Origin of the sequence: Pseudomonas asuensis, from assembly GCF_014646755.1 — a bacterium.
Lineage (GTDB): Bacteria > Pseudomonadota > Gammaproteobacteria > Pseudomonadales > Pseudomonadaceae > Chryseomonas > Chryseomonas asuensis.
In genome coordinates, this window is sequence record NZ_BMNW01000004.1 from 258,965 (window position 1) to 281,929 (window position 22,965).

A 22,965-nucleotide genomic window follows, 5' to 3' on the forward strand; every position below is an offset into this window, starting at 1 on the left:
CGTAAAGGATAGTCGCGCATTTATCCAATCAAGCGTACTGATTCATTCCATCGATATGGCCAATGCCGCTTCGCTAGACATCTGCTGAAACGTTTATGCAAAAAAGTAATCGAACCCCCGTTTGATGACAATTTGTTTCTAAACCATCGTTCTTAGAGCAGTCTTTTAGCGGCTCGCCTGTTCTGACAGGCGCGTCTGGATACAATAAAAGCAGGCAGCATTACATGGAATCTCCCAGCCTTACCCTCTCGGCCCCTGCCGCTCCGGCGCGCAAAGGCCTCGTTCTTCTCATTGCAATCATTGCCGCCCTGGGTGGCCTTCTCTTTGGTTACGATACCGGCATTATTGGCGTTGCCCTTCTTGGCCTTGGCCGAGAGTTCGCGCTGAATGACACCCTCAAGCAACTTGTCACGGGCGCCATCATTTTTGGCGCACTGTTCGGCTGCCTGGGCACTGGCCCGATCTCTGACCGGCTCGGCCGGCGCCGCACCATTATTCTGGTAGGACTGGTCTTCGCACTCGGTTCAATTCTGTCTGCCATTTCGCCTAACGTTACTGTTCTGATCCTGTCGCGCTTTTTATTGGGTTTGAGTGCCGGTAGCTCGACGCAAATCATCCCGGTCTATATCGCTGAGGTGGCACCGCCGCAGCACCGGGGCAAGCTGGTCGTCCTGTTCCAGTTCATGGTGGTCAGCGGCATTACCGTTGCTTACTTCACCGGTTTTGCGCTGGACGAGCACTGGCGCTGGATGTTTGGTCTGGGTGTAGTACCGGCTTTGATTCTGCTGGCGGGTATGTCAGTACTGCCTGAGAGTCCACGCTGGCTCCTGTCGCGCGGCCGTGAACAGGACGCGCTGGCAGTGCTGGAGCGCGTACGAGGTGACGAGGCGGCTGCACGCCAGGAACTGACCGAGATCAAGACCGTGAGCGATGCACCGGAAGGCACCTGGCGGGACCTGCTCCAGCCGTGGGTTCGCCCTGCGTTGCTCGTGGGCGCCTGTATCTCCATGTTCTCGCAGATCACTGGCAACAACGCCCTCGTCTATTACGCACCGACTATTCTGACTCAGGCGGGCTTTTCCGATCAGACGGCGGTTCTGGCCACCGGCTGCAGCACCATCCTGGTGGTGATCATGACCGTGATCGGCAGCCTTCTGGTGGATCGCATCGGCCGCCGTCGCTACCTGCTGATCCTGATCCCCGGCTCGATCATCGCGCTGGCCATCATGGGCTACCTGTTCCAAGGCGCAGGCCCGACCACTGATGCCCAGCGCTGGTTAGTGGTGGGCTGTCTAGCGGCCTACCTGATGTTCAACTGTGGCGGCTTTGGTGTGTGCATCTGGTTGATCAACTCGGAAGTCTACCCGCTGTTCGTACGTGGCAAGGGTGCCAGCGTTGGAGCCTTCAGCCACTGGTTCTTCGATCTGGTTGTCACCCTGACTACCCTGAGCCTGGTGACTTGGCTGGGCGCTGCTCACACGTTCTGGTTATACGCAGGCATCTCGTTGCTGGCCCTGGTCTTCATCTGGCGCTTCGTGCCTGAAACCCGTGGCAAGAGCCTGGAGAAGATCGAGCACGAGCTACGTGAGCATCGCTTTTACCCCTACCAACAGCGCCGCGCTCAGTGACGTTGTCATGCATGGCCCATCCGCAATGGCCGGGCCATGTCCTTTCAAGCCCTGCCAGCTTCGCGCTGGCGAGGCTGCACCTTCCACATGATCACCATAGCCAGGAGCGGCGCCAGCGTGACTACAGCAGCAAAGAACTCACCCGTCTGCCGCAGTCCGAATACCTCTGCCGATACCCCTACGCCAATCACCGGCAGCGACATCGCTACGTAATAGGTCACAAAGAGCGTTGAGGTTACAGCTGCCTTGTGCTCCCGCGGGCTCGCACCTGTCACGGCGTTCATACCGGCCCGAAATACAATGCCTTGCCCGGCTCCCGCGATTACCGTTCCCAGGAGCAGAAATCCAACCTGTGCAATGGCAATGCTGACACCAATGGTAGCGGTGCCAAGCGAGAGGGCAATGCAGCCAATCGTCATGTGTAAGCGTGCAGGCAGCTTTTTCAGCAATGCCTGCCCGATGATGGATGAGACAAACAGCAGGCAGATGACCGCACCGATGGTAACGCCATGGGTATGCCCCATGACTTGGCCCATAATGGCCGGCACAACCGCTGTAAACAGCCCCGCTACGCTAAAACCCGCCATGCCCGAAAGCGCGGCAGGGATAAACAGGACTCGAATTTCGCGCGGCAGATGGGGCCGCTGTATCTGCAATCGTGGCCTGGCCGGACGCTGAACCGTCTCGTGGGCCAGCAGCACGCCTGTGGCGGCCACGGCCAAGTAGATCAGGTACAGGCTGAACACCAGATGCGTTGGATAGGGCAGATACGTGGACAAAATACCTGCCACCAGAGGGCCCAAGCCCAGCCCGAGCATGTTGGAAGCCGTAGCCACCAACGTCGAGACATTGCGCCACGGCTCAGGCGCCAGTTCTAGTACCGCTACGGTGGCCGTACCGGTATAGATGCCCGCAGAAAACCCGGAAAACAGCCGCGCCAGCATCAGCCCACCGATACTGTGGCTGAACAAAAACATCACCGTGCTAACGGCCGACAGGGCAATACCGGCCAACAGCATCGGCCGCCGCCCCAGCTGATCGGACCAGCTCCCCGCCACCAACAGCGCCGCAATCACGCCTGCGGCATAAATGGAAAAGATCAGCGTCACCCACGTCTCGCCAAAGCCCATCTCCTGTTGATAAAACACATACAGCGGTGTGGGCAGCGTAGTCCCCATCATGGTGATCAGGAAAGCACAGGCCACCCAGATAAAGGCGCGACGGGACTGTGAAGCACTCGCAGGCATGCTTGCTCCTAAGCGTATTGATCATTATTTGAGCAGCCCGACCGGAAGCGATCGGGAAAGGAGGTAGACCGGATGCGATGGCGAAGCGTTCGGTAGAGTAATGCCCTGAGAGGTATCGCTCTGTGCTGTTTAGCACGATGGGTATCATTGCACTCAATGCCTTTTTCTAAAACGATGAACATAACGTATAGGCATGGACGAGGCGTGTAGCCTGACCTTGCAATACCCATCAACCTAACACCATACGGGTACAGCCTACTCCACCATCCCGAAATACCGCTCGATAGCGGCCATGTCAGCACCGCTCGCCAATGCCAGCGACAGAAGAATGCGTGACTTCTGCGGACTGAAGAATCCGCTGCCAATGCCTTCTTCCTTCTTGCTGACGAACCCTGAGCCGGTGCGGGTGGAACGAATTACAGGAATACCTTGCTCCATGAGTTTTTTAACGGTTGCCTTGGTACGCGTCGGAATGGAGCCATTGCCCATTCCTGCAATGACGATTCCTTTTGCACCATCCTTGATCGCCGCATCGAGAAGCGCACTGTCTTGGTCCTGGTAGCTGTACAGGATTACCACCTTGGGCAGGCTCTCTTCCTTCGAAACATCAAAACTCATCTTGCCGGTGGGTATGGCCGGTGAGTAATAGAATCGGGGCGTGATACCGACAAAGCCGCCCAGGTAACCCTGCTCGGCTGCGCGGAAGGTATCAGGCGTGGTCGAATTGGTTTTGGTGGCGTAGAAAGCCGAACTGATACGGTCGTTCAGGACAACCATCGTCCCGCGCCCATTGGCCTTGTCATTGGCTGCCAGGCTTACCGCTTCGAGCAGGTTCATTGGTCCGTCGGCTCCTACAGCGGTAGCGGGACGCATCGCTCCGACTATGACGACAGGCTTTTTGCTGTTTACCGTCAGGTCGAGAAAAAAGGCTGTCTCCTCCAGCGTGTCGGTGCCATGAGTTACTACCACACCGTGAACAGCTGGGTCTTTGAACTTTTCATTGATCATCTTAGACAGCTTTAGCAGTGTCTTCTGATCCATGTCCTGGCTGGGCATGTTGGCGAGCTGCTCACCCGTGACTGTCGCCACTTGACTCAACTCTGGCACTGCCTTGATCAGCGTCTCGATACCTAACTTGCCAGCATCGTAATCGGTGGTATCGGTGCTGGAAGCCGAACTGCCTGCAATAGTGCCGCCGGTAGCGTAGATGACAACACTGGGCTTGGCGTCTGCGGCAAAAAGGGGTGAAGCAGAGAGCGCCAAGGCAGCACCTAGAAACACAGAAGCAAAACGAACAGCCATGCAATGTCCTTACTGTGAAACAGAAATGCGCAACTACGGTTGCGCATTTCTGTAGGCAAAGACTATGCCCTGCTCTGTTGCAACCGCGGGAGAGCCAATCAATATCGAGCCGCTCCACCCGTTCTATAAGGTAGGTAACGTTGGACGGAGCGGAGCTTTTTACTCAGCTACAAGCGCTGCTCCATTAACAGCGCTGAGCAATTACTCTCACTTGTCCTTATTCTTATGCCCTGAAAAGACAGAGTTCAGCACCTGCTTGGCCGTGGCCTTGATAATGCCGCCCTCGTTCGGGTCACCACTCAGGAGCGCCGAGGCAAAGCTTTTGGCCTGTGCCAACGTGAAGTGCGGTGGCAGTGGAGGAACGTCTGGATCAGTCTTGAAGTTGATTACCACGGGGCGATCAGAGGCCAGCGCTTCTTCCCAGGCAGAAGCCACGCGCTCGGGACTATCAACATAGATGCCTTTGAGACCGATCGATTCGGCAAATTGGTGATACGCCACATTAGGGATATTCTGCGAGGCCTCGAATTTGGGATCGCCATTCATGACGCGTTGCTCCCAGGTCACCTGATTCAAGTCCTCATTATTGAAGACTGCACAAATCCACTTGCCGTTGCCCCATTCACGCCAATACTTGGCCACCGTGATGAGCTCGGCCATGTTGCTCATCTGCATGGCACCGTCTCCAACCAATGCCACCACCTGGCGGTCCGGATGGGCGAACTTTGCAGCAATGGCGTAGGGCACTGCCGCGCCCATGGAGGCAAGGCCGCCAGACAGCGAGCACATCATGCCACGGCGCATCTGTACATCACGGGCAAACCAGTTGGCGCAGGAGCCGGAGTCGCTGGTCACGATAGCGCGGTCCGGCAGGCGTGGGGACAGCTCATAGGCGACCCGTTGCGGATTGATCGGTTTGGCATCGGTAAGCGCGCGGGCCTTGAGCGTCTCGTCCGAATCCTTGCGCCACTTTTCAATAGAGCCACGCCAGGAGCGATCCGTTTTCTCACGCAACAGCGGTAATAGCGCACGCAGGGTTTCGGCTGAATCGCCCTCAAGGTTTACTTCCATGGGATAGCGCAGGCTAAGCATGTCAGCCTTCAGGTCGATCTGTACGCCACGGGCCTTGCCCTCTTCAGGCAGGAATTCGGAATAAGGGAACCCAGAGCCAATCATCAGGAGCGTGTCGCACCCGCTCATCAGCTTGTAGCTTGCCTCGGTGCCAAGCAGCCCGATGGAGCCCGTCACCCAGGGCAGTGCATCAGGAAGAGCAGCCTTACCTAACAGCGCCTTGGCTACACCTGCACCCAGTTTTTCGGCGACTGCGATGACCTCATCTGTTGCACCCAGCGCGCCGGCACCTACCAGAATGGCGACCTTCTCACCCGCATTGAGGACCTCGGCAGCCCGTTGCAGATCGGCCTCGTAAGGCACAACCTTGGGCTTACTGTACCCTACGCCTGAGTGAATGGTGCCGTGCTTGTGCGGGGGCTCAGAGTACTCAAGCTCCTGTATATCGTTTGGCAGGATGATGGCTGTGACTCGCCGCTCGCCAACGGCGGTACGAATCGCCCGGTCCACCAGATGACGAACCTGAGAGGGCACCGAGGCCTGTTGGACAAACGCGCCAGCCACGTCCTTGAACATGGACACCAGATCCAGTTCCTGCTGATAGTGGCCACCCAGGGCTGCTCGGGCCTGCTGACCACAGATAGCCAGAACCGGAACATGATCCATGCGGGCATCATAAAGGCCCGTCAGCAAATGCGAGGCACCTGGGCCCGAAGTGGAGATGCAGACACCCAACTCGCCGGTAAACTTTGCATCGGCCGCTGCCATGAAGGCGGCCATTTCCTCATGGCGGGCCTGGATGAATTTGATTTTCTCGTTCGAACGGTTCAAAGCGCCAAAGACGCCATTAATCCCGTCACCCGGGTAGCCATAGATGCGGCGTACGCCCCACTGGTACAAGCGTTCGACTATAAAATCACCGACGGTCATCGCCATGAGAACCTCCCTCGATCAGCTGTAAGCGCGTAAGCGGAATAGGTACTTAATGACCTAGACCGGCTTAGCTGACGAGAAGGTCCTCAGACGCTGAAAATAGATGGCTGGCTCCTCCTTGAGCCATCAGTATCACCGGAGCTTTGCAAACTGCAGGGCACAGCCGTTTAAAACGGCTTCAGACGACGCAACTTCGCCAGTGCCATCAGCCCGGCGCCTGCAGCTACAAGGGCGACCATGCTGACAATGTCCGAATCCACCGAAATGGCCTTGCTACTAGCCTTTTGGTTGAAGCGACCATGGGTACGGTGCAGCCCTTCGACCGGCTTGAAGAGATAATCTGCCCGCTCCGGGTTTTCCGGCTCATCGGTCATCTGACCGCTATAGGCCTGCTTGGCCATGACCGTATCCAAAAGGCCTGGTGCCACCATATTGCCCAAGATAGCCTGAATGGTGGTCTTGCCTAGCCAGATCTCACGGGGCGCGCGCATGGCCGCATCAAAAATAGCCCGGGCGGCCACTTCAGGCTGATAGATTGGAGGCAATGGCTGACCGCGTTTGCCCAGCTTGTTTCGGGCCCAGTCAAATTGTGGCGTGTTGTGAGCCGGCAAGTGCACCATCGTGAGCCGGACGCGGCTCTTGTCGTGGATCAGCTCGCTGCGCAGGGAGTCGGTAAAACCACGAATAGCGGCTTTAGCACCACAATAAGCGGATTGTAGGGGGATCGACCGGTAGGCCACTGCCGAGCCAACCTGAACGATAGTGCCACGGTCACGTACCTTCATGCGCTTGAGGGCAGCCATGGTGCCGTAGGTACAGCCCAGGTAGGTCACATCCGTCACGCGGCGGTACTCTTCTGGAGTCATCGCGCCAAACGCCCCCAGGACCGTAGTCATGGCTGCGTTGACCCAGACGTTGATTGGCCCCAGCTCTGTTTCTATACGCTCCGCCGCCTGCTCGACCTGATCGGCATCAGCCACATCGGCCTTGCAGCCCAAGGCTTTGTTACCCAAGGCTTCCAGCTCGGCCACCGTATCGGTAAGCCCCTGTTCGCCTCGGGCGATGACAGCAACCTTGTAACCCGCTTGTGCAAAGTAATGAGCGGTTGCGCGGCCAATACCGGCCGTGCCGCCCGTGATAACAACCACAGGTGATTCATGCGCCATGTTTATGCCCTGACATCGTTGGAGGTGTCTTTCAACGGACTGCCCTGCCAGGAGGCGGGTTCAATCCGCTGTGACGACGCCCATCGGGTTGACCGGTCTGAACCGGGCGCATTGGCTGTCAGTCTTACGCTCAGGCGTATCGCGCTACAGGAGGCGTAATACCATGTTTGAAGTACTCGATGCCCACCAGTGGCGGGCTTATCAAGGTGAAGACTTCCCGCTCGGCAGCTGGAAAGATAACAGCGGAATCCTGCGTGCTGACCCTGCCGCCGCACGGATTGACCTGATCTCCCGCCAACTGTATCGAAATTTTTCCCTGACGTTCGAGTTCAGCCTTGCTGCTGGTGGAAATGCGGGGGTGCTGTATCGGGTTCCCGAAACGTGGCCGGAATCCTGGCAGGGCGGCCCGGAAATGCAGTTGCTAGACGATAGCCTCCACCCAGACGGTCAAAACCCGCTCACAACTAACGGCGCGCTCTACCAGTTACTGGCACCTACCGAACCCACCCTGATCCAGCCCGGCGAGTTCATGAGCGGCCGACTCATCGTTCATGAAAACCAAGTCGAACACTGGCTCGCTGGACGATGTGTATTACGTTACGACCTACAGGATGCCGCCCTGCGCCAGAGCATCAGCCAGAGCAAGTTCAAACATAATCCTGACTTCGGGCTCGTGGAGGGCCATATTGTTCTCCAGCATCATGGCGATGAGGTCTGCTTTCGCTGCCTGCAAGTTGAAGCCTTGCTCTAATCACTCTTGCAGGCGCCACGCCTTCAGCAGTAGCCCGTCCTTGCCTGTCACCGGGTCGGCCTTGGGTAGCGGTACCCGAGCGATACGTGCAACCGAAGCATCATGAGTATCGGCATTGGCGCGCTGAACATCGTAATCTTCCTGCCCACTTGGGTAGGCACCCACTACCATAAAGTCATCGCTTTCCTCGACCCGGCAGTGGCCCGTGCCTGCGGGTAACACCAGTACATCCCCCGCCTCTACTGTCAGCTCCTGACCCGATTCGCCTCCCAGGATGATCCGCGCATGCCCGGAAGCTACGCCCAGCACCTCATGGGCAGTCGAATGGTAGTGATGATAGTCAAAAATGCCGGCACGCCACTGTGGTGGCCAATCGTTTGCGGCAAACAGCCTTTCGAAGGCAGCCGCCTTGTCATTTTCTTCGAGTGTTACAGCGCGGTAAACCAGTACCGGGAATGAGCTATTGGGAATACGGCCGTCATCCTTGAAGAACAGCCGATCCGGCTCACCTGCCTGAGCGGGCATGCTCAACGCCGATACCGCCGGGGCCAAACTCAAGGCAAACAGTACGGCATTGTAAGTAGAACGTTTGGAACTCATGGCAATCCCCCAGTAGATGTACCGGGTTTGAAGGAAAAGCCGGGTGTGAAGTTTCACATACCACGCAACCAATGCTTCAGCAGCTCGGTGGTCTGTTCCGGCAGCTCCAGCGGCGGCAGATGGCCACACTCAGGCAATATTTCCAGGCGTGATCCCTGAATTCCAGCATGCATCTTTTGCGCTTCAGCAACCGGGGTCAGCCTGTCGTTTTCACCGACAACAATCAGCGTCGGCACCGTAATCGATGCCAATGTCGGAAGCGAGTCCGGCCGATCAATAATTGCCTGCTGCTGACGCAGGAACGCGTCACGCCCTACCCGCTTGCCCATAGCAATTACTTCGTCGGCTACTGGCGTACCGATACGACTTGGGTGGATGAGGTTTGGAAGCAGCTGCGGACTGATGCCCAGGAAGCGGCCACGCTCGGCTAGCGCCTTCATGCCAACGCGCTGGCGGGTACGTTCAGGCGTATCCAGGCTAGCCATGGTGTCGACAAGCGCTAACCGGATAATCCGCTCCGGCGCCTGCCGCATGATCTCAAAGGCTACATACCCCCCCATGGACAGCCCTGCCAGTGCAAACCGGGGCGGTGCCTCGGCCAGTACCCGCCTCGCCATATCAGGGATACTGCCGTCGCGTGTCAGGTCAGCGATCTGCACGTCAGCCTCACCAGTCAATCCCCTGGCCTGGGCGTGCCACAAGGCAGCGTCACAAAGAAGACCAGGAAGAAACAGGAGCGGAGTACGGGGGTCAGGTGGGGCGGAGGCGGCCATGAAAGACTCATCTGTGCAGCAAAAGCTGCGTTCTATACGGCCTTCGTCAGCGATGCAAGTACTGCTAACGCTTACCTTGGCGAAAGCACGCTGGACCGCGCACCCATTATCTGCTCTGCGGCAGAGAGCGATTACTACAGTATTGCTGGACGCCGTAACCCTGATTTAGCCCGCTATTGGCCCCACCACATGATAACGAGTACGGCCTGGCACCGGGCGCTCACCCCATAGCCTGGGACGAACCTATAGCAACGGTGCAACCTTACGCGTTATCACTTAGGGCAGCGGAGTTATTCCTGGCCTCTGTCATCTGCCGTTAGAGCGGGGCCTGGGCGAGCCAGGTTCTCACCTGCGCATAAGGGTAGGCTTCCAAGGCAGCAAAGCCGGGCAAACTCCTGGCCTTGAGTCGAGTAAAGGCGGGCGTGCTGAGGCCACACAAAAAGCGTGTCATGGACTCAACGCTCGGTACGCGCCCCCTGGATGTCATGTACTGCTCCCGAAAGGCGCCACATAGCGCCTCAGGGCTTTGCCTGTCCAATGGTGGCAAAGCCGCTGGCGCCGGAAGTATAGCCACCGCGCCACGACAGACCGAGCAATGCCCGCAGTGTTCAGGTGCCTGCGTATCACCAAACCATTCAGCCAGACGCCGACTAAGGCAACGGTCACTGCCGAACAGATCAAGCATGGCATGAGTCCGTGCGACCTCGGCCTGCTCTTTTTCCTGGAAATACCGATGCAGCGCCGCACTCAGCGCCTCGACATCCATCTCGTTCTGTAGACGGCGGTATACCTCCGTCATCTGCTTGCTTTCCAGCTCGATCCAGCCGCGCTCATGAAACCACTCCAGCGCAGCGATTACCCGACCACGCTCAGCGCGATATTCGCGGTGCAGCCGGTCAAAGTTGGCCGTGCACCAGGTACGCGCCCGTACAGAGGTCTCGACAATAGCCTCGACAAACTGGCGGCGCTCGCCTTCAAACGCCTCGATTAAAGCTTCGGGCTCACGGATGTATTTGAAGCGATAATCCGCGAAATAGCTGTATTGAGGCGCGGTCAAACCTTGCAGTTCCAACTGCACCAGCAAGGTCTTGAGCGGTAGCAACCGAATGTCGCTTAAGTCTGAAAGGCTGTTGAGCTGCAGCGACCACTCGCCGTCCGGCGCAGCCTGCAAATCCTCAAGAACACTCTGGATACCGCTCTGCTCCGGCGTGTCGCCATAAACAAAGTTTTCCAGCACATTCAAAGCATCGCGGTTAGCCAGCATCAGACACTCGGACTGCTCACCGTCACGTCCTGCCCGCCCGATTTCCTGGCTATAACTCTCAACGGATTTAGGCAGATCGTAATGGACCACGTAGCGGATATCGCGCTTGTCGATGCCCATGCCGAAGGCGATGGTAGCCACAATACAGGTCAGCGTACCGTCCATGAACTGCTGTTGAATAACCTCACGCCGCTCGTGAGGCAGGCCGGCGTGGTAAGCCCCGGCATCAATCCCAGCTCTTACCAACACCTCCGCCAGCTGCTCGGCTGTCCTCTGCTGAGTGACATAGACAATCCCGGACTGCCTGGCCCGTGGAGCAACCCACTCCAACAGATAACGTTGTTTGCGATCTCCACTGACAGGCTCGACCTGCAAATCCAGATTGGAGCGGTAGAAGCCGGTCGTGACCACGTCGTTGTCAGCAATGCCAAAACGAGCCTGCATGTCCGCGATCACTCGAGGCGTGGCCGTTGCGGTCAGTAATAAAACCTGCGGAATGTTGAAGTCGCGCTGATAGTCGGGAAGCTTAAGGTAATCGGGACGGAAGTTATGGCCCCACTCGGACAAACAGTGCGCCTCATCGACCACTAGCAGCGAGATAGGCACTTGGGCAATGAACTGGCGAAAGCGCTCATTCTTCAACCGCTCCACTGAAATCATCAGAACCTTCAGCTCGCCCGTGCGGGCCTTGGCCATGGTGGTTTGAATATCCTCTCGGCGCTGTGCCGAATCGATACTGGCGGCAGCAATTCCACGGGCCTTAAGAAATGCGAGCTGGTCCTGCATCAGAGCCAGCAGAGGCGAGATGACCAAGGTGAGATGCGGCAGAAGCAGGGCGGGCAGTTGATAGCACAACGATTTACCCGAACCAGTCGGAAAAATGGCAGCGGCCGAACGGCCAGCTAGCACAGTACGGACCACCCGGTCCTGCCCGGGGCGAAAGGCGGTGTAGCCGAATACATCGGCCAGGGTCTGTTCGATCACAAGGTTTCCGAGGCAATAGGGGTAATCATTACAGGGTCGGCGACCCGGCTCCGTCATGCAAGAGGTCAGTTACAATCAAAGGGTGTGCAGGCTTTTTAATGAGTCTAAAGGCGCTTCAGGCCCTTTATGACGCCGCAAAGCGACAGGATGAAGCAAAATTGTCGCTATTTTTTATTAGCGGTATGTCGATACGTCTTAATATCCGGCAAAATTGTCTTTTCCCCTAAACGATTTTGATCAGCAGCGCCTCTTATCAAGGCGTTGACAGTATTTTTTTACCGTCTCTGATCGCCCTTGAAGGAACACCTGTGTGGACACCCTTAAAAGCAAGATCCAGGCTGAAGGCCAAGTGCTCTCCGACCAAGTCCTGAAAGTGGATGCTTTCCTGAATCATCAGATTGATCCTGTCCTGATGAGCCAGATCGGCGAGGAATTCGCCAAGCGCTTCGCTGATGCCGGTGTTACCAAAATCGTCACGATCGAAGCCTCTGGTATCGCACCGGCCACCATGGCTGGTCTGAAAATGGGCGTTCCGGTGATTTTTGCTCGTAAGCACCAGTCCCTGACATTGACCGAAAATCTGCTCACCTCGACCGTTTACTCCTTTACCAAGCGCGTCGAAAGCACTATTGCGATTTCTACGTCGCACCTGTCCAGTGCTGATCATGTTTTGATCATTGATGACTTCCTGGCCAACGGAAAAGCCGCTCAGGCTCTGATTTCCATCATCAAGCAGGCGGGTGCCACTATTGCCGGACTGGGAATCGTGATCGAAAAATCTTTCCAGGCGGGTCGTCAGGAGCTGGAAAAGCAAGGCTACCGCGTCGAGTCGCTGGCCCGTGTTCAATCGCTCGAAGCCGGCAAGGTTACGTTCGTCGATTAAGCATAGACGCAATGGGCTGCCAATCTGGGAAAAGCAGCCTTTTCGCTATAAACAGCTGCGATCCTTCATGATTGATCGACAGTCGGTTCCCGATGTAAGGAACCTCGCTGGAAGCCTGACCTTCTACTGATGTGAATGCCCGATGCAGCCAATGGCTGTAATCGGTTCCTTTTTCCTTTGAAAAGGAGGACACATGAACGTCAGGCTTAAACCGCTCAACGAACAAGTGATCGTTATTACCGGTGCCTCTAGCGGTATCGGTCTTGCGACAGCCAGAATGGCTGCGCAGCAGGGTGCCCGTCTGGTTCTGGCAGCACGCAACGAAGAAGCGCTGCAAGACATCGAACACAACCTTGGTGGTGCCAGTGGTACGGTAGTCACTGTGGTCGCCGATGTAAGCCAGCGTGAAGAGCTTCAGAAAGTGGCTGACAAGGCGCTGGAAGCCTTTGGCGGCTTCGATACCTGGATCAACAATGCAGCGACCTCAGTCTGGGGCACGGTTGAAGAGGTCAGTGACGAAGATTGCCGCCAGCTGTTCGAAACCAACTTCTGGGGCACCGTTTATGGGTCGAAAATCGCAGCGGCCCATCTGCGCGAGCGCGGTGGCTCGATCATCAACATTGGTAGCCTCGAGTCCGCTGCACCACTTCCCTATCATTCCATGTACAGCGCCAGCAAACACGCCATCAAAGCGATGACGGATGTATTGCGGGTCGAATTGCGGAAGGAGAAGGCACCTGTTTCGGTGACATTGGTGCGCCCGGCCTCCATCAACACGCTGTTCAACGACCACGCCAAGAATTACCTGTCCAGTGCGCCGGTACTTCCACCGCCTGTCTATACCCCTGAGACGGTTGCCCGGGCCATTCTGAAAGCAGCCGTCCATCCGCAACGTGACGTCTTTGTAGGCAGCCCGGCCAAGGTCATGACCAAGATAGCCCAGAACTTCCCGCGTTTGTACGACGTGATCAGCGAGAAGCTTCTGTCTAACGCCATCCCGAGCGGGCGCCCCGACAACAACCGTGAGGGCGAGATGTATTCGGCCGACTACACCCCGGGCAACTATGGCCAGGCCAGCGGCCGTAATCCTGGGCCCAAAATGCAACACAGCCTGTATACCCAGGCTTCCCAGCATCCCATTGCAAGCACAGCGCTGGCCGTTCTTGGCGGCCTCGTCATAGGTGCACTTGTAAAAGGCCGTCGCCGTTAACAGCGGTTACCCTGCCTGTAGACCAACGCCTACGGGCAGGGGCTGTCTTCAGACATAAAAGCGACGGGCCGTCTTTCTGGTCGATCATTCGACAAGCAAACACCCGGCAGGCCCGGTATCATCCGCGCCCCGCTTCTCCTGCTGATTGATCAATGAAAAAGCCGCAACTGGTCGCTGCTGCCGAACTCGACCGTCTAGATACCTGGGCCAAATACTACAAAGGGTTGTGCCGTGAGTGCATGGCCACCTGCTGCACGCTCCCCGTGGAGGTTCGTATCAAGGACCTGATCCGCATTGGCGTTGTGGATGAATTTGAAGCAGGTGAGCCGCCCAAGAATGTTGCTAAACGCCTCATGAAGGAAGGTATCGTCGAACGCTTCAACCAGAAAAGTGGCATCTTTACGCTAACTCGCTTAGCGAATAATGATTGCCTCTATCTGGATCGCAAGAGCCGCCTATGCACGATCTATGACAAGCGCCCTGACACGTGCCGCAACCACCCGCAGATCGGTCCACGCCCTGGCTACTGCGCCTACAAGCCCAAGAGCTAAGCGACTAGCACAACGGTTTTCAGCACGCCAGAAAGCAAAAAACCCAGCGGTTAGGCTGGGTTTTTTGTGTGCCGTGATTCCGCCGAAGCGGTCACGAAAGACAGGATCAATTACTTGATCTTGGCTTCCTTGTACATCACGTGCTTACGCACAACCGGATCGAATTTTTTAATTTCGATCTTTTCGGGCTTGGTGCGCTTGTTCTTGTCGGTGGTGTAGAAGTGACCGGTACCGGCACTGGACACCAAACGGATCAATTCACGCATGATGAAGCTCCTTAGAATTTTTCGCCGCGAGTGCGCAGCTCGGACAGTACGGTATCAATACCGCGCTTGTCGATGATACGCATGCCCTTGGCAGAAACGCGCAGACGCACGAAACGCTTCTCGGACTCAACCCAGAAACGATGGTAGTGCAGATTCGGCAGGAAACGACGACGGGTTTTGTTGTTAGCGTGGGAAACATTGTTCCCAGTAACCGGACCCTTACCGGTCACTTGACAGACTCTAGACATGCCTCAGCCCTCATAAACCACATGCCAAACCCGGCATGGGTTGGCCGCTTGAATCGTTTGAAAATTCCGTTTAGTCGGGGCGGTGTCGGCTTTTCTGCAACACTCACAGAGCCATGCCCCGAAAAAAGAGCGCTGTTTTATACCAGAAGAGCCTTGATGTATCAAGGATATACCTAGTCGAGCCGACCAGTTGAAGACCGCATAGATACTGCACCGTAGCTGCAAAGTACAAAAGCGCACAACCACTCGTCGCGAAATTGCATTGAGATGAACGGCACAGTGGTCTAGCGTAGACCCCTGGCACCATGAGCTCCATGGACGGCCACCTACTCAATCAGAAGGAGCACTCCATGCGCTTTGCTGCTTTGCCATTGCTGTTCGCGCCCCTGCTGGCCCAGGCCGCTACGTTGAGCGTCTGTACCGATGCGAGTCCCGACGGCTTCGATGTCGTGCAGTATAACTCTTTGACCACGACGAATGCTTCAGCAGATGTTCTGATGAACCGACTGGTGGAGTTTGATCCGACACGCGGCGAGCTTGTTCCAAGCCTTGCCGAGCGCTGGCAGGTCTCCGAAGACGGCCTGACCTACGAGTTTACGCTACGCTCGGATGTGAAGTTTCACCAAACGGACTACTTCAAGCCGAGCCGGAACCTCAGTGCGGACGACGTAGTGTTCAGCTTTGAGCGCATGCTTGATCCTAAACACCCTTGGCATGGGGTTGCAAAAGGCGGCTATCCTCACGCGCAGTCCATGCAATGGCCTGACTTGATCAAGTCAGTGGAAAAGGTGGGTGACCATCAAGTACGCATCATCCTGAACCACCCGGACGCAACCTTCCTGCCCACCCTGAGCATGGGGTTTGCTTCGATCTATTCCGCCGAGTATGCCGATCAGCTGCTCAAGGCCGGTAAACCCGAACAGCTCAACAGCGAACCTATCGGCACCGGTCCATTTGTCCTTCACCGCTTTCAGAAAGATGCGGTTATCCGTTATGAGGCCAATGCCACCTACTTTGGCGGCAAGCCCAAGGTGGATAACCTGATCTATGCCATCACGCCCGATGCGGCTGTCCGCATGCAGCGCATCAAGCGTGGCGAGTGTCAGGTTGCACTCTCGCCCAAACCGCAGGATGTCACCGATGCGCAGAAGGATTCGACCCTGAAGGTTGTCCAGACGCCAGCATTCATGACCGCGTTCGTAGGCATCAACACCCAGCATCCACCCCTTGATAACCTCAAGGTCCGACAGGCCATCAACCTGGCGTTCGACAAAAAGAACTATGTGAAGGCCGTGTTCGAGAATAGCGCCACACCGGCCGATGGCATCTATCCGCCCACTACCTGGGGCTATGCAAAAGACATTACGGCTTACTCTTACGATCCAGATAAAGCCAAGGCATTGCTGGCTGAGGCGGGGCAGAAGGACGGTTTCAGTACGACAATTTGGACACGCCCAAGCGGCAGCCTGCTGAATCCCAACCCTAGCTTGGGCGCGCAGATGCTGCAGGCGGACCTCGCCAAGATCGGCATCAAGGCCGATATCCGCGTGATTGAATGGGGCGAGTTGATCCGTCGCGCCAAAAACGGTGAACATGACCTGTTGTTCATGGGCTGGGCCGGTGACAATGGCGATCCGGATAACTACCTGACACCGCAATTCTCGTGCGCCTCCGTCAAATCGGGCCTCAACTTTGCCCGCTTCTGTGACCAGACGCTGGATACGGCTATCCGCGAAGGCAAGACCGTTGCCAATCAAGCTGAACGCACCAAGCGTTATCACACGGCCCAGCAGATCATTCATGATCAGGCCCTATGGCTACCGCTGGCTCACCCCACTGTCTCGGTCCTGACCCGCCAGGGCGTAGAGGGCTATCAGGCCAACCCCTTTGGCCGCCAGGACTTCTCCAAGGTCAGCGTCAGCCGATGAGGCGAGGGCGGCAGGCTTGCGTCGCGCAATAGCCTGCCGCCCCAATGCTTCTACAGCCATCCATACTCAGCCATGGACAGAGGCTCGCCTTCGCCCACGATGAAGTGATCAAGCACTCGTACATCGATCAATGAAAGCGCTTCCTTTAGCCGTTGAGTCAGGACGCGATCCGACTGACTGGGCTCGGCTATGCCGGAAGGGTGGTTGTGGGTCAGGATGAGGGCCGCCGCGTTGTGGGCCAGGGCACGCTTGACGACCTGTCGCGGATAGACGCTAGCCCCATCGATAGTCCCATGAAACAGTGCCTCAAAGGCCAGGACACGGTGTTTGGCGTCCAGAAACAGACACCCAAAGATTTCATGGGGCTCATGCCGCAGGCGGGCCTTCAAGTAATCTTTAACAGCCTGCGGGCTTTCCAGGGCGGAATCGCGCCGCAGACGTTCGGCCAGATGGCGGCGGCCCATCTCCAGCACGGCTTGTAGCTGGGTGAATTTGGCTGGCCCCAGGCCCAGATGTGCACTAAACGAGGTCAGATCAGCTTCGAGAAGCGTCCGCAGACTGCCGAATTCCTGCAGCAAGTGGCGCGCCAGGTCCACCGCGCTCTTGCCGGCTACTCCGGTACGCAAGAAAATGGCCAGCAACTCGGCATCCGTCAGGGCGCCGGCGCCCTGCTCCAATAACTTCTCCCGGGGCCGCTCTTGGGCAGGCCAGTCACGAATACTCATGGAACGCTCCTTGTCGATATCGGCCCGCTACTCCATGGCGGGCGCTGTGCTATCTTAGCCGCACTTTTTGCCTGGCGAACGGCTTATCGACTACCGTTCGCTCAGACGCGATATCCGTCATAAAAAGCTCCTGTAACCGGCCTCCGGGCCAGTCAGGCTCAACATAAGGCAGGCTCATGCAACGGCTTTATCGTAAACGCATCGTGCTTGGCGTCGGCGGCGGAATCGCCGCATACAAGAGTGCCGAGCTGGTGCGCCGCTTGCGCACCTATGGCGCGGAAGTTCGGGTCATCATGACCCAGGGCGGTCGCGAATTCATTACGCCCCTGACCCTTCAGGCCCTGTCAGGCCATCCGGTGCACCTTGACCTGCTCGATCCGGCGGCCGAAGCAGCCATGGGGCACATTGAGCTGGCGCGCTGGGCAGACCTTGTACTGATCGCACCAGCCACGGCCGATTTGATGGCTCGCCTGAGCCAGGGCGTCGCCAATGACCTGTTGACCACAGTCGTGCTGGCAACCGATGCGCCTGTGGCGCTGGCCCCGGCTATGAACCAGGCCATGTGGCGCGATCCAGCCACCCTGGCCAATACCGAATTGCTGAAAAGCCGTGGCTTCAGGCTTTTTGGCCCAGCTTCCGGCAGCCAGGCCTGTGGTGACGTCGGTATGGGGCGGATGCTTGAACCGGATGATCTGGCGCAGCTTGCCGCCGACTGTTTCGCGCGTCAGAGCCTGACGGGTCAGCACATGCTGATTACCGCAGGCCCTACGCAGGAAAACATTGATCCGGTTCGTTACATCACCAATCACAGCTCCGGAAAAATGGGCTTTGCCCTGGCCGAGGCGGCAGTGGAAGCGGGCGCCCGAGTCACGCTGGTAACCGGCCCTGTCCACTTGCCTACGCCTGATCGGGTCAGCCGGGTGGATGTTGTCAGTGCCCGCGACATGCTTGCCGCCTGCGAGGCCGCCATGCCCTGTGATGTATTGATCGCCGCTGCAGCCGTGGCCGATTACCGTCCGGAAGTCATTGCTCCGCACAAGCTCAAGAAAGACCCCTCTAGCGGTGATGGACTACTGCTTCAGATGGTACGCAATCCAGATATCCTGGCCACGCTGGCGCGCCGCTCCGACCGCCCGTTCAGCGTAGGCTTTGCTGCCGAGACCGAGCATCTGCTCGATTACGCCTCGCGCAAGCTAATGGACAAGAACCTCGACCTCATCGTCGCCAACGATGTCGCCAACCCCGCCATTGGCTTCAACAGCGAAGACAACGCAGTCAGCGTCATTGATCGTGACCTGCAGGAAACCCGCTTCGCCCAGACCAGCAAGGGCAAGATCGCCCGCCAGCTGATCGACTTTATCGCCAACCGACTCAAACAAGCGCAGACTCATGCATAACCTTCAAGCCAAGATTCTCGATCCCCGCCTCGGCACTGACTTCCCCTTGCCAGCCTACGCAACGTCCGGCTCTGCCGGGCTCGACCTGCGCGCGATGCTCAAGGAAGACATCACACTGGAGCCGGGCCAGACAGTGCTGATTCCTACCGGCCTTTCCATTTACATCGCTGACCCGGGCCTTGCCGCCCTTGTCTTGCCGCGCTCGGGCCTGGGCCACAAGCACGGGATTGTGTTAGGCAACCTTGTTGGGTTGATCGACTCGGATTATCAGGGTGAACTGATGGTCTCATGCTGGAACCGTGGCCAGACCACATTCACCATTACCGTGGGTGAGCGCATTGCCCAGCTTATGCTGGTCCCCGTCGTCCAGGCCCAGTTCAAACTGGTAGACGAGTTCGAAGAAACCGAGCGAGGCTCAGGCGGTTTCGGCCACTCCGGTACTCGCTGACAGCCGAGCCGGCTTTTCAGGGACAGAAACGAGGTGCTGCATTGAAAAACACCAAGCGCAAGGCCACACCCCAAGGCCCCGCCCAAGAAAAGAACAAGAATGTCTCTCTGCTACCCAGTCTTCTACCTGCACTGGCCGGCTCCCTCCTGGGACTGGGCCTGCTGTGGAACCTCGCCATTGAGCCACTGCAACAGACGTCCCAGTCGCAATTGACCCAAGCGTGGGGGCAGGGGCAGGCAGCGGCCGTAAGCCAGGCCCTGAGCCAGCTGGAAAACCGCGCCCGCGCAACGGCTATTGAACCTATGGTGGTCCAGGCACTGACCCAGCCCAACGAGGACCTACGATCATCGGCTGAACAGATTCTTCAGCACGGCGGCTTGATTGATGCCCATCTGGTCCGCCAGAACGCCAGCCAACCGAATGAAGCACGTCCAGGCCCGTTGAACTTCGCCGCTCTAGACCTGGTGCGTCGCGTCAGCTCAGGGCAGCCTGCGGGATCAGAGGCATATCGGGTTGGCCAGAAATGGCTCGTGTATACGGCAGCCCCTGTCACCTCGGCTGATAACCGCGTCGTGGGTACGGTTCTATTGGTGCAGGATCTGCGCGTGCTGTTAAGCGGCCTTGCCGGCATGCCCATGGAGGCCGGTCATTGGCAATTGACCCAGCGTTTCAACCAGGTAGCCCCCCAACGGCTGGCCGAAGGAGGGATACCGGCTGACGCCGAGGCACATGCCTTCAAGACCAACAACCCCCTTTGGACGCTCGAAGTGGCACCTGCTACAGCATTTGCTGCCAGTTGGCCATTCTGGACATTACCAGCGGCGCTAATTCTGTCGCTTGCAGGGGCCGGGCTAGGGCTTCTGCTGTTACAGCGGACCCTAAACCGGCGTCTTGTTGACGATGTGTGCAGTCTCTCCCGTTTTCATCAGGAACTTGTTAGCGGTCTTGTGGCCAAACGGCCTGTTTTGCGGTTCTCACAACTAGAACCCTTGACACAGGCACTGGTCGGGCCACCGCCGAAATCCACCGAGGTAACCGCTTCGGTCACGGCGCCTGCAGAGGCGACCGTAACGGCGTTGGCCAAGCAAGGCAGCGCGTCGTATACAGACCCGATGTTTCCAAGCAGTGACGACATACTCGATATCGATATCCTCGACGAAGACCAGGATCTCCTGGGATTGGAGAAACCCCTAATGAGCAACACCGTTCAAGCTCCGAAACTCAACACCAGTATTTTTCGCGCCTACGACATCCGTGGCGTAGTGGGCGACTCCCTGACTCCGGAAACCGCTTACTGGATCGGCCGTGCCATCGGCTCCGAAAGTCTGGCCCGTAACGAGCCCAACGTAGCCGTAGGCCGTGATGGCCGTTTGTCCGGCCCGGAACTGGTCGAGCAGCTGATCAAGGGTATCGCTGATACCGGCGCAACCGTCAGTGACATCGGCATGGTGCCTACGCCTGTCCTGTACTACGCGGCCAACGTTCTGGCCGGCAAGTCCGGTGTAATGCTCACGGGTAGCCACAACCCGCCGGATTACAATGGTTTCAAGATCGTGATTGCCGGTGAGACCCTGGCCAACGAAAGCATTCAGCGCCTGCGCGAGCGCATCGAGACCGGCGACGTTGCAACCGGGCAGGGCACCGTTGAGAAAGTGGACGTCCTGGAGCGCTATTTCGACCAGATCAAGAACGACATCGTCCTGGCCAAGAAGCTGAAAGTCGTGGTTGACTGCGGCAACGGCGTAGCCGGTGTGGTTGCACCCCAACTGATCGAAGCCCTGGGCTGCACGGTTATCCCGCTGTTCTGCGACGTTGACGGCAACTTCCCGAACCACCATCCGGATCCGGGCAAGCCCGAAAACCTGGAAGACCTGATCGCCAAGGTCAAGGAAACCGGCGCCGACCTGGGTCTGGCCTTTGATGGCGATGGCGACCGCGTAGGTGTCGTGACCAACGAAGGCAACATTATCTATCCAGACCAGCTGCTGATGCTGTTCGCCAAGGATGTGGTTTCCCGTAATCCGGGCGCCGATATCATCTTTGACGTCAAGTGCACCCGCCGCCTGAACAACCTGATTGCCGGCTACGGCGGTCGTCCGATCATGTGGAAAACCGGTCACTCCCTCATCAAGAAGAAGATGAAGGAAACCGGCGCGCTGCTGGCAGGCGAGATGAGCGGTCACGTGTTCTTCAAAGAGCGCTGGTATGGCTTTGACGATGGCATCTACAGCGCCGTGCGTCTGCTCGAGATCCTGAGCCAGGAGAAAGGCACTGCACAGCAGGTCTTCGATACCTTCCCGGTAGACATCTCTACACCCGAGATCAATATCCAGGTGACCGAAGAGGGCAAGTTCGGCATCATCGATGCCCTGCAGCGCGATGCCAAGTGGGGTGACGCACAGATCACTACACTGGACGGCGTGCGTGTTGACTATCAAGAAGGCTGGGGTCTGGTCCGCGCGTCCAACACCACGCCGGTACTGGTGCTGCGCTTCGAGGCTGAGACCCAAGAAGAGCTGGACCGTATCAAGGATGTCTTCCGCAAGCAGCTGCTTGCCGTTCAGCCTGACCTGAACCTGCCGTTCTAACATTCGAACCGCAGAATAAAGGGCGCCCAGGCGCCCTTTATTTTTATCGACCTGAGGAGTACGCCATGACCCTGAGCCGCGATGATGCCTCGCATGTCGCCCAAGTGCTTTCCGAAGCGCTGCCCTATATTCGCCGTTTTGTCGGCAAGACGCTGGTAATCAAATACGGCGGCAACGCCATGGAAAGCGATGAGCTCAAGGCAGGCTTTGCCCGTGACATCGTATTGATGAAGGCCGTGGGAATAAACCCGGTCGTGGTACATGGCGGCGGCCCGCAGATCGGTGATCTGCTCAAGCGTCTTAGTATCGAAAGCAACTTCATCGACGGCATGCGCGTCACTGACAGCCAGACCATGGATGTAGTGGAAATGGTTCTGGGCGGCCAGGTGAACAAAGATATCGTCAACCTGATCAACCGTCATGGCGGTCGTGCCATTGGCTTGACCGGTAAGGATGCCAATCTGATCCGGGCGACCAAGCTTACCGTCTCGCGCCAGACGCCTGAGATGACCAAGCCGGAAATTATTGATATTGGTCAGGTCGGCGAAGTCAGCGGTGTAAATACCGAGCTGCTGAACATGCTGGTATCAGGCGATTTCATCCCTGTTATCGCCCCTATCGGCGTGGGCGCAAACGGGGAGTCCTACAACATCAACGCTGACCTGGTAGCAGGCAAAGTGGCTGAAGCGCTCAAGGCTGAAAAGTTGATGCTTCTCACAAATATTGCCGGTTTGATGGACAAAGAAGGTCAGGTTCTGACCGGATTGACCACAGAGCAGGTAAACAGGCTCATTGCTGACGGCACTATTTATGGAGGCATGCTGCCCAAGATTCGCTGCGCTCTGGAAGCCGTGCAGGGTGGGGTGCAGAGTGCCCACATCATTGATGGCCGCGTACCCAATGCCGTGCTGCTTGAGATCTTTACCGATATTGGTGTTGGAACCCTGATTACCAATCAGCAGCTGTAAATGAAAACGGGGCTCAGACCCCGTTTTTTGAGTG

At 57.4% G+C, this 22,965-nt stretch carries 22 protein-coding genes; 12 read left to right on the forward strand and 10 right to left on the reverse strand.

Annotated features, from left to right (window positions below):
• Positions 1-224 precede the first annotated feature (224 nt).
• Positions 225-1,628, forward strand: a complete 1,404-nt coding sequence (locus IEX86_RS10705; RefSeq protein ID WP_188866111.1) for a sugar porter family MFS transporter — start codon at positions 225-227, stop codon at positions 1,626-1,628.
• Positions 1,629-1,672: 44 nt separating this feature from the next.
• On the opposite strand, the gene IEX86_RS10710 is transcribed toward IEX86_RS10705, so the two are convergent.
• The 4 genes from IEX86_RS10710 to IEX86_RS10725 all read right to left on the reverse strand — a co-directional run bounded on the left by IEX86_RS10710 (position 1,673) and on the right by IEX86_RS10725 (position 7,347).
• Positions 1,673-2,875, reverse strand: a complete 1,203-nt coding sequence (locus IEX86_RS10710) for an MFS transporter (protein WP_188866112.1) — start codon at positions 2,873-2,875, stop codon at positions 1,673-1,675.
• Positions 2,876-3,130: 255 nt separating this feature from the next.
• On the reverse strand, positions 3,131-4,177 hold the full coding sequence (locus tag IEX86_RS10715; protein WP_188866113.1) for an asparaginase: 1,047 nt from the start codon (positions 4,175-4,177) through the stop codon (positions 3,131-3,133).
• Positions 4,178-4,384: 207 nt separating this feature from the next.
• Entirely contained in the window at positions 4,385-6,184 is a 1,800-nt protein-coding gene (locus tag IEX86_RS10720; protein WP_188866114.1) for a thiamine pyrophosphate-requiring protein, read from the reverse strand.
• A gap of 164 nt (positions 6,185-6,348) precedes the next feature.
• Positions 6,349-7,347 (reverse strand): SDR family oxidoreductase, encoded by a 999-nt coding sequence (locus IEX86_RS10725; protein ID WP_188866115.1) that lies wholly within the window; start codon positions 7,345-7,347, stop codon positions 6,349-6,351.
• On the opposite strand from IEX86_RS10725, the gene IEX86_RS10730 reads away from it, so the two are divergent.
• Positions 7,339-7,506 (forward strand): hypothetical protein, encoded by a 168-nt coding sequence (locus IEX86_RS10730; protein ID WP_188866116.1) that lies wholly within the window; start codon positions 7,339-7,341, stop codon positions 7,504-7,506. The two genes, IEX86_RS10725 and IEX86_RS10730, sit on opposite strands and share 9 nt — an antisense overlap.
• Positions 7,507-7,510: 4 nt before the next feature.
• On the forward strand, positions 7,511-8,098 hold the full coding sequence (locus IEX86_RS10735; protein ID WP_188866117.1) for a 3-keto-disaccharide hydrolase: 588 nt from the start codon (positions 7,511-7,513) through the stop codon (positions 8,096-8,098).
• On the opposite strand, the gene IEX86_RS10740 is transcribed toward IEX86_RS10735, so the two are convergent.
• A complete protein-coding gene (locus tag IEX86_RS10740) occupies positions 8,099-8,623 on the reverse strand; it encodes a cupin domain-containing protein (RefSeq protein ID WP_188866343.1) in 525 nt (174 codons plus the stop codon).
• A 128-nt stretch (positions 8,624-8,751) separates the two neighbouring features.
• Positions 8,752-9,471: an alpha/beta fold hydrolase gene (locus tag IEX86_RS10745; RefSeq protein WP_188866118.1), complete on the reverse strand. Its 720-nt coding sequence runs from the start codon at positions 9,469-9,471 to the stop codon at positions 8,752-8,754.
• On the opposite strand from IEX86_RS10745, the gene IEX86_RS10750 reads away from it, so the two are divergent.
• Entirely contained in the window at positions 9,470-9,640 is a 171-nt protein-coding gene (locus tag IEX86_RS10750; RefSeq protein WP_188866119.1) for a hypothetical protein, read from the forward strand. The two genes, IEX86_RS10745 and IEX86_RS10750, sit on opposite strands and share 2 nt — an antisense overlap.
• Before the next feature lie 147 nt (positions 9,641-9,787).
• Here IEX86_RS10750 and IEX86_RS10755 read toward each other — a convergent pair whose 3' ends face one another.
• Complete coding sequence (locus IEX86_RS10755) at positions 9,788-11,719, reverse strand: RecQ family ATP-dependent DNA helicase (RefSeq protein ID WP_373290419.1); 1,932 nt, start codon at positions 11,717-11,719, stop codon at positions 9,788-9,790.
• A 310-nt stretch (positions 11,720-12,029) separates the two neighbouring features.
• Here IEX86_RS10755 and xpt point away from each other — a divergent pair, with 310 nt between their 5' ends.
• The 3 genes from xpt (at position 12,030) to IEX86_RS10770 (ending at position 14,363) form a co-directional block, all read left to right on the forward strand.
• Positions 12,030-12,602, forward strand: coding sequence for a xanthine phosphoribosyltransferase (gene xpt / locus IEX86_RS10760; protein WP_188866120.1), 573 nt, complete (start codon positions 12,030-12,032; stop codon positions 12,600-12,602).
• 193 nt (positions 12,603-12,795) lie between these two features.
• The gene (locus IEX86_RS10765; protein WP_188866121.1) at positions 12,796-13,812 is read left to right on the forward strand and encodes an SDR family oxidoreductase; all 1,017 of its coding nucleotides are present in this window, start codon (positions 12,796-12,798) and stop codon (positions 13,810-13,812) included.
• Positions 13,813-13,964: 152 nt separating this feature from the next.
• The gene (locus IEX86_RS10770) at positions 13,965-14,363 is read left to right on the forward strand and encodes a YkgJ family cysteine cluster protein (protein ID WP_188866122.1); all 399 of its coding nucleotides are present in this window, start codon (positions 13,965-13,967) and stop codon (positions 14,361-14,363) included.
• A 110-nt stretch (positions 14,364-14,473) separates the two neighbouring features.
• On the opposite strand, the gene rpmG is transcribed toward IEX86_RS10770, so the two are convergent.
• Together rpmG and rpmB are read right to left on the reverse strand one after the other, a co-directional pair.
• Positions 14,474-14,629: a 50S ribosomal protein L33 gene (gene rpmG, locus IEX86_RS10775; protein ID WP_010796459.1), complete on the reverse strand. Its 156-nt coding sequence runs from the start codon at positions 14,627-14,629 to the stop codon at positions 14,474-14,476.
• Positions 14,630-14,640: 11 nt separating this feature from the next.
• Positions 14,641-14,877 (reverse strand): 50S ribosomal protein L28, encoded by a 237-nt coding sequence (rpmB, locus tag IEX86_RS10780; protein ID WP_010796458.1) that lies wholly within the window; start codon positions 14,875-14,877, stop codon positions 14,641-14,643.
• Positions 14,878-15,227: 350 nt separating this feature from the next.
• On the opposite strand from rpmB, the gene IEX86_RS10785 reads away from it, so the two are divergent.
• Positions 15,228-16,805 carry an ABC transporter substrate-binding protein gene (locus IEX86_RS10785; protein ID WP_188866123.1) on the forward strand — a complete coding sequence of 526 codons (1,578 nt, stop codon included), beginning with the start codon at positions 15,228-15,230 and terminating at the stop codon, positions 16,803-16,805.
• A 50-nt stretch (positions 16,806-16,855) separates the two neighbouring features.
• Here IEX86_RS10785 and radC read toward each other — a convergent pair whose 3' ends face one another.
• Positions 16,856-17,530, reverse strand: coding sequence for a RadC family protein (radC, locus tag IEX86_RS10790; protein WP_188866124.1), 675 nt, complete (start codon positions 17,528-17,530; stop codon positions 16,856-16,858).
• Positions 17,531-17,706: 176 nt separating this feature from the next.
• Between radC and coaBC the strand changes: the two genes are divergently transcribed.
• The 4 genes from coaBC to argB all read left to right on the forward strand — a co-directional run bounded on the left by coaBC (position 17,707) and on the right by argB (position 22,931).
• The gene (gene coaBC, locus IEX86_RS10795; protein ID WP_188866125.1) at positions 17,707-18,927 is read left to right on the forward strand and encodes a bifunctional phosphopantothenoylcysteine decarboxylase/phosphopantothenate--cysteine ligase CoaBC; all 1,221 of its coding nucleotides are present in this window, start codon (positions 17,707-17,709) and stop codon (positions 18,925-18,927) included.
• Positions 18,920-19,375 carry a dUTP diphosphatase gene (dut, locus tag IEX86_RS10800; protein WP_188866126.1) on the forward strand — a complete coding sequence of 152 codons (456 nt, stop codon included), beginning with the start codon at positions 18,920-18,922 and terminating at the stop codon, positions 19,373-19,375. Before coaBC ends, dut begins: the two co-directional genes overlap by 8 nt.
• Positions 19,376-20,568: 1,193 nt before the next feature.
• Positions 20,569-21,963, forward strand: coding sequence for a phosphomannomutase/phosphoglucomutase (algC, locus tag IEX86_RS25665; RefSeq protein ID WP_195826191.1), 1,395 nt, complete (start codon positions 20,569-20,571; stop codon positions 21,961-21,963).
• Positions 21,964-22,028: 65 nt separating this feature from the next.
• Positions 22,029-22,931 carry an acetylglutamate kinase gene (argB, locus tag IEX86_RS10810; protein ID WP_188866128.1) on the forward strand — a complete coding sequence of 301 codons (903 nt, stop codon included), beginning with the start codon at positions 22,029-22,031 and terminating at the stop codon, positions 22,929-22,931.
• The last annotated feature ends 34 nt before the right edge of the window (positions 22,932-22,965 follow it).

Excerpts from the sequence above, each read along its gene's own strand:
- IEX86_RS10705 (WP_188866111.1), top strand. The coding sequence starts at position 225 with ATGGAATCTCCCAGCCTTACCCTCTCGGCCCCTGCCGCTCCGGCGCGC.
- IEX86_RS10710 (WP_188866112.1), bottom strand. The coding sequence starts at position 2,875 with ATGCCTGCGAGTGCTTCACAGTCCCGTCGCGCCTTTATCTGGGTGGCC.
- IEX86_RS10715 (WP_188866113.1), bottom strand. The coding sequence starts at position 4,177 with ATGGCTGTTCGTTTTGCTTCTGTGTTTCTAGGTGCTGCCTTGGCGCTC.
- IEX86_RS10720 (WP_188866114.1), bottom strand. The coding sequence starts at position 6,184 with ATGGCGATGACCGTCGGTGATTTTATAGTCGAACGCTTGTACCAGTGG.
- IEX86_RS10730 (WP_188866116.1), top strand. The coding sequence starts at position 7,339 with ATGCGCCATGTTTATGCCCTGACATCGTTGGAGGTGTCTTTCAACGGA.
- IEX86_RS10725 (WP_188866115.1), bottom strand. The coding sequence starts at position 7,347 with ATGGCGCATGAATCACCTGTGGTTGTTATCACGGGCGGCACGGCCGGT.
- IEX86_RS10735 (WP_188866117.1), top strand. The coding sequence starts at position 7,511 with ATGTTTGAAGTACTCGATGCCCACCAGTGGCGGGCTTATCAAGGTGAA.
- IEX86_RS10740 (WP_188866343.1), bottom strand. The coding sequence starts at position 8,623 with ATGCCCGCTCAGGCAGGTGAGCCGGATCGGCTGTTCTTCAAGGATGAC.
- IEX86_RS10750 (WP_188866119.1), top strand. The coding sequence starts at position 9,470 with ATGAAAGACTCATCTGTGCAGCAAAAGCTGCGTTCTATACGGCCTTCG.
- IEX86_RS10745 (WP_188866118.1), bottom strand. The coding sequence starts at position 9,471 with ATGGCCGCCTCCGCCCCACCTGACCCCCGTACTCCGCTCCTGTTTCTT.
- IEX86_RS10765 (WP_188866121.1), top strand. The coding sequence starts at position 12,796 with ATGAACGTCAGGCTTAAACCGCTCAACGAACAAGTGATCGTTATTACC.
- IEX86_RS10770 (WP_188866122.1), top strand. The coding sequence starts at position 13,965 with ATGAAAAAGCCGCAACTGGTCGCTGCTGCCGAACTCGACCGTCTAGAT.
- rpmG (WP_010796459.1), bottom strand. The coding sequence starts at position 14,629 with ATGCGTGAATTGATCCGTTTGGTGTCCAGTGCCGGTACCGGTCACTTC.
- rpmB (WP_010796458.1), bottom strand. The coding sequence starts at position 14,877 with ATGTCTAGAGTCTGTCAAGTGACCGGTAAGGGTCCGGTTACTGGGAAC.
- IEX86_RS10785 (WP_188866123.1), top strand. The coding sequence starts at position 15,228 with ATGCGCTTTGCTGCTTTGCCATTGCTGTTCGCGCCCCTGCTGGCCCAG.
- radC (WP_188866124.1), bottom strand. The coding sequence starts at position 17,530 with ATGAGTATTCGTGACTGGCCTGCCCAAGAGCGGCCCCGGGAGAAGTTA.
- coaBC (WP_188866125.1), top strand. The coding sequence starts at position 17,707 with ATGCAACGGCTTTATCGTAAACGCATCGTGCTTGGCGTCGGCGGCGGA.
- dut (WP_188866126.1), top strand. The coding sequence starts at position 18,920 with ATGCATAACCTTCAAGCCAAGATTCTCGATCCCCGCCTCGGCACTGAC.
- algC (WP_195826191.1), top strand. The coding sequence starts at position 20,569 with ATGAGCAACACCGTTCAAGCTCCGAAACTCAACACCAGTATTTTTCGC.
- argB (WP_188866128.1), top strand. The coding sequence starts at position 22,029 with ATGACCCTGAGCCGCGATGATGCCTCGCATGTCGCCCAAGTGCTTTCC.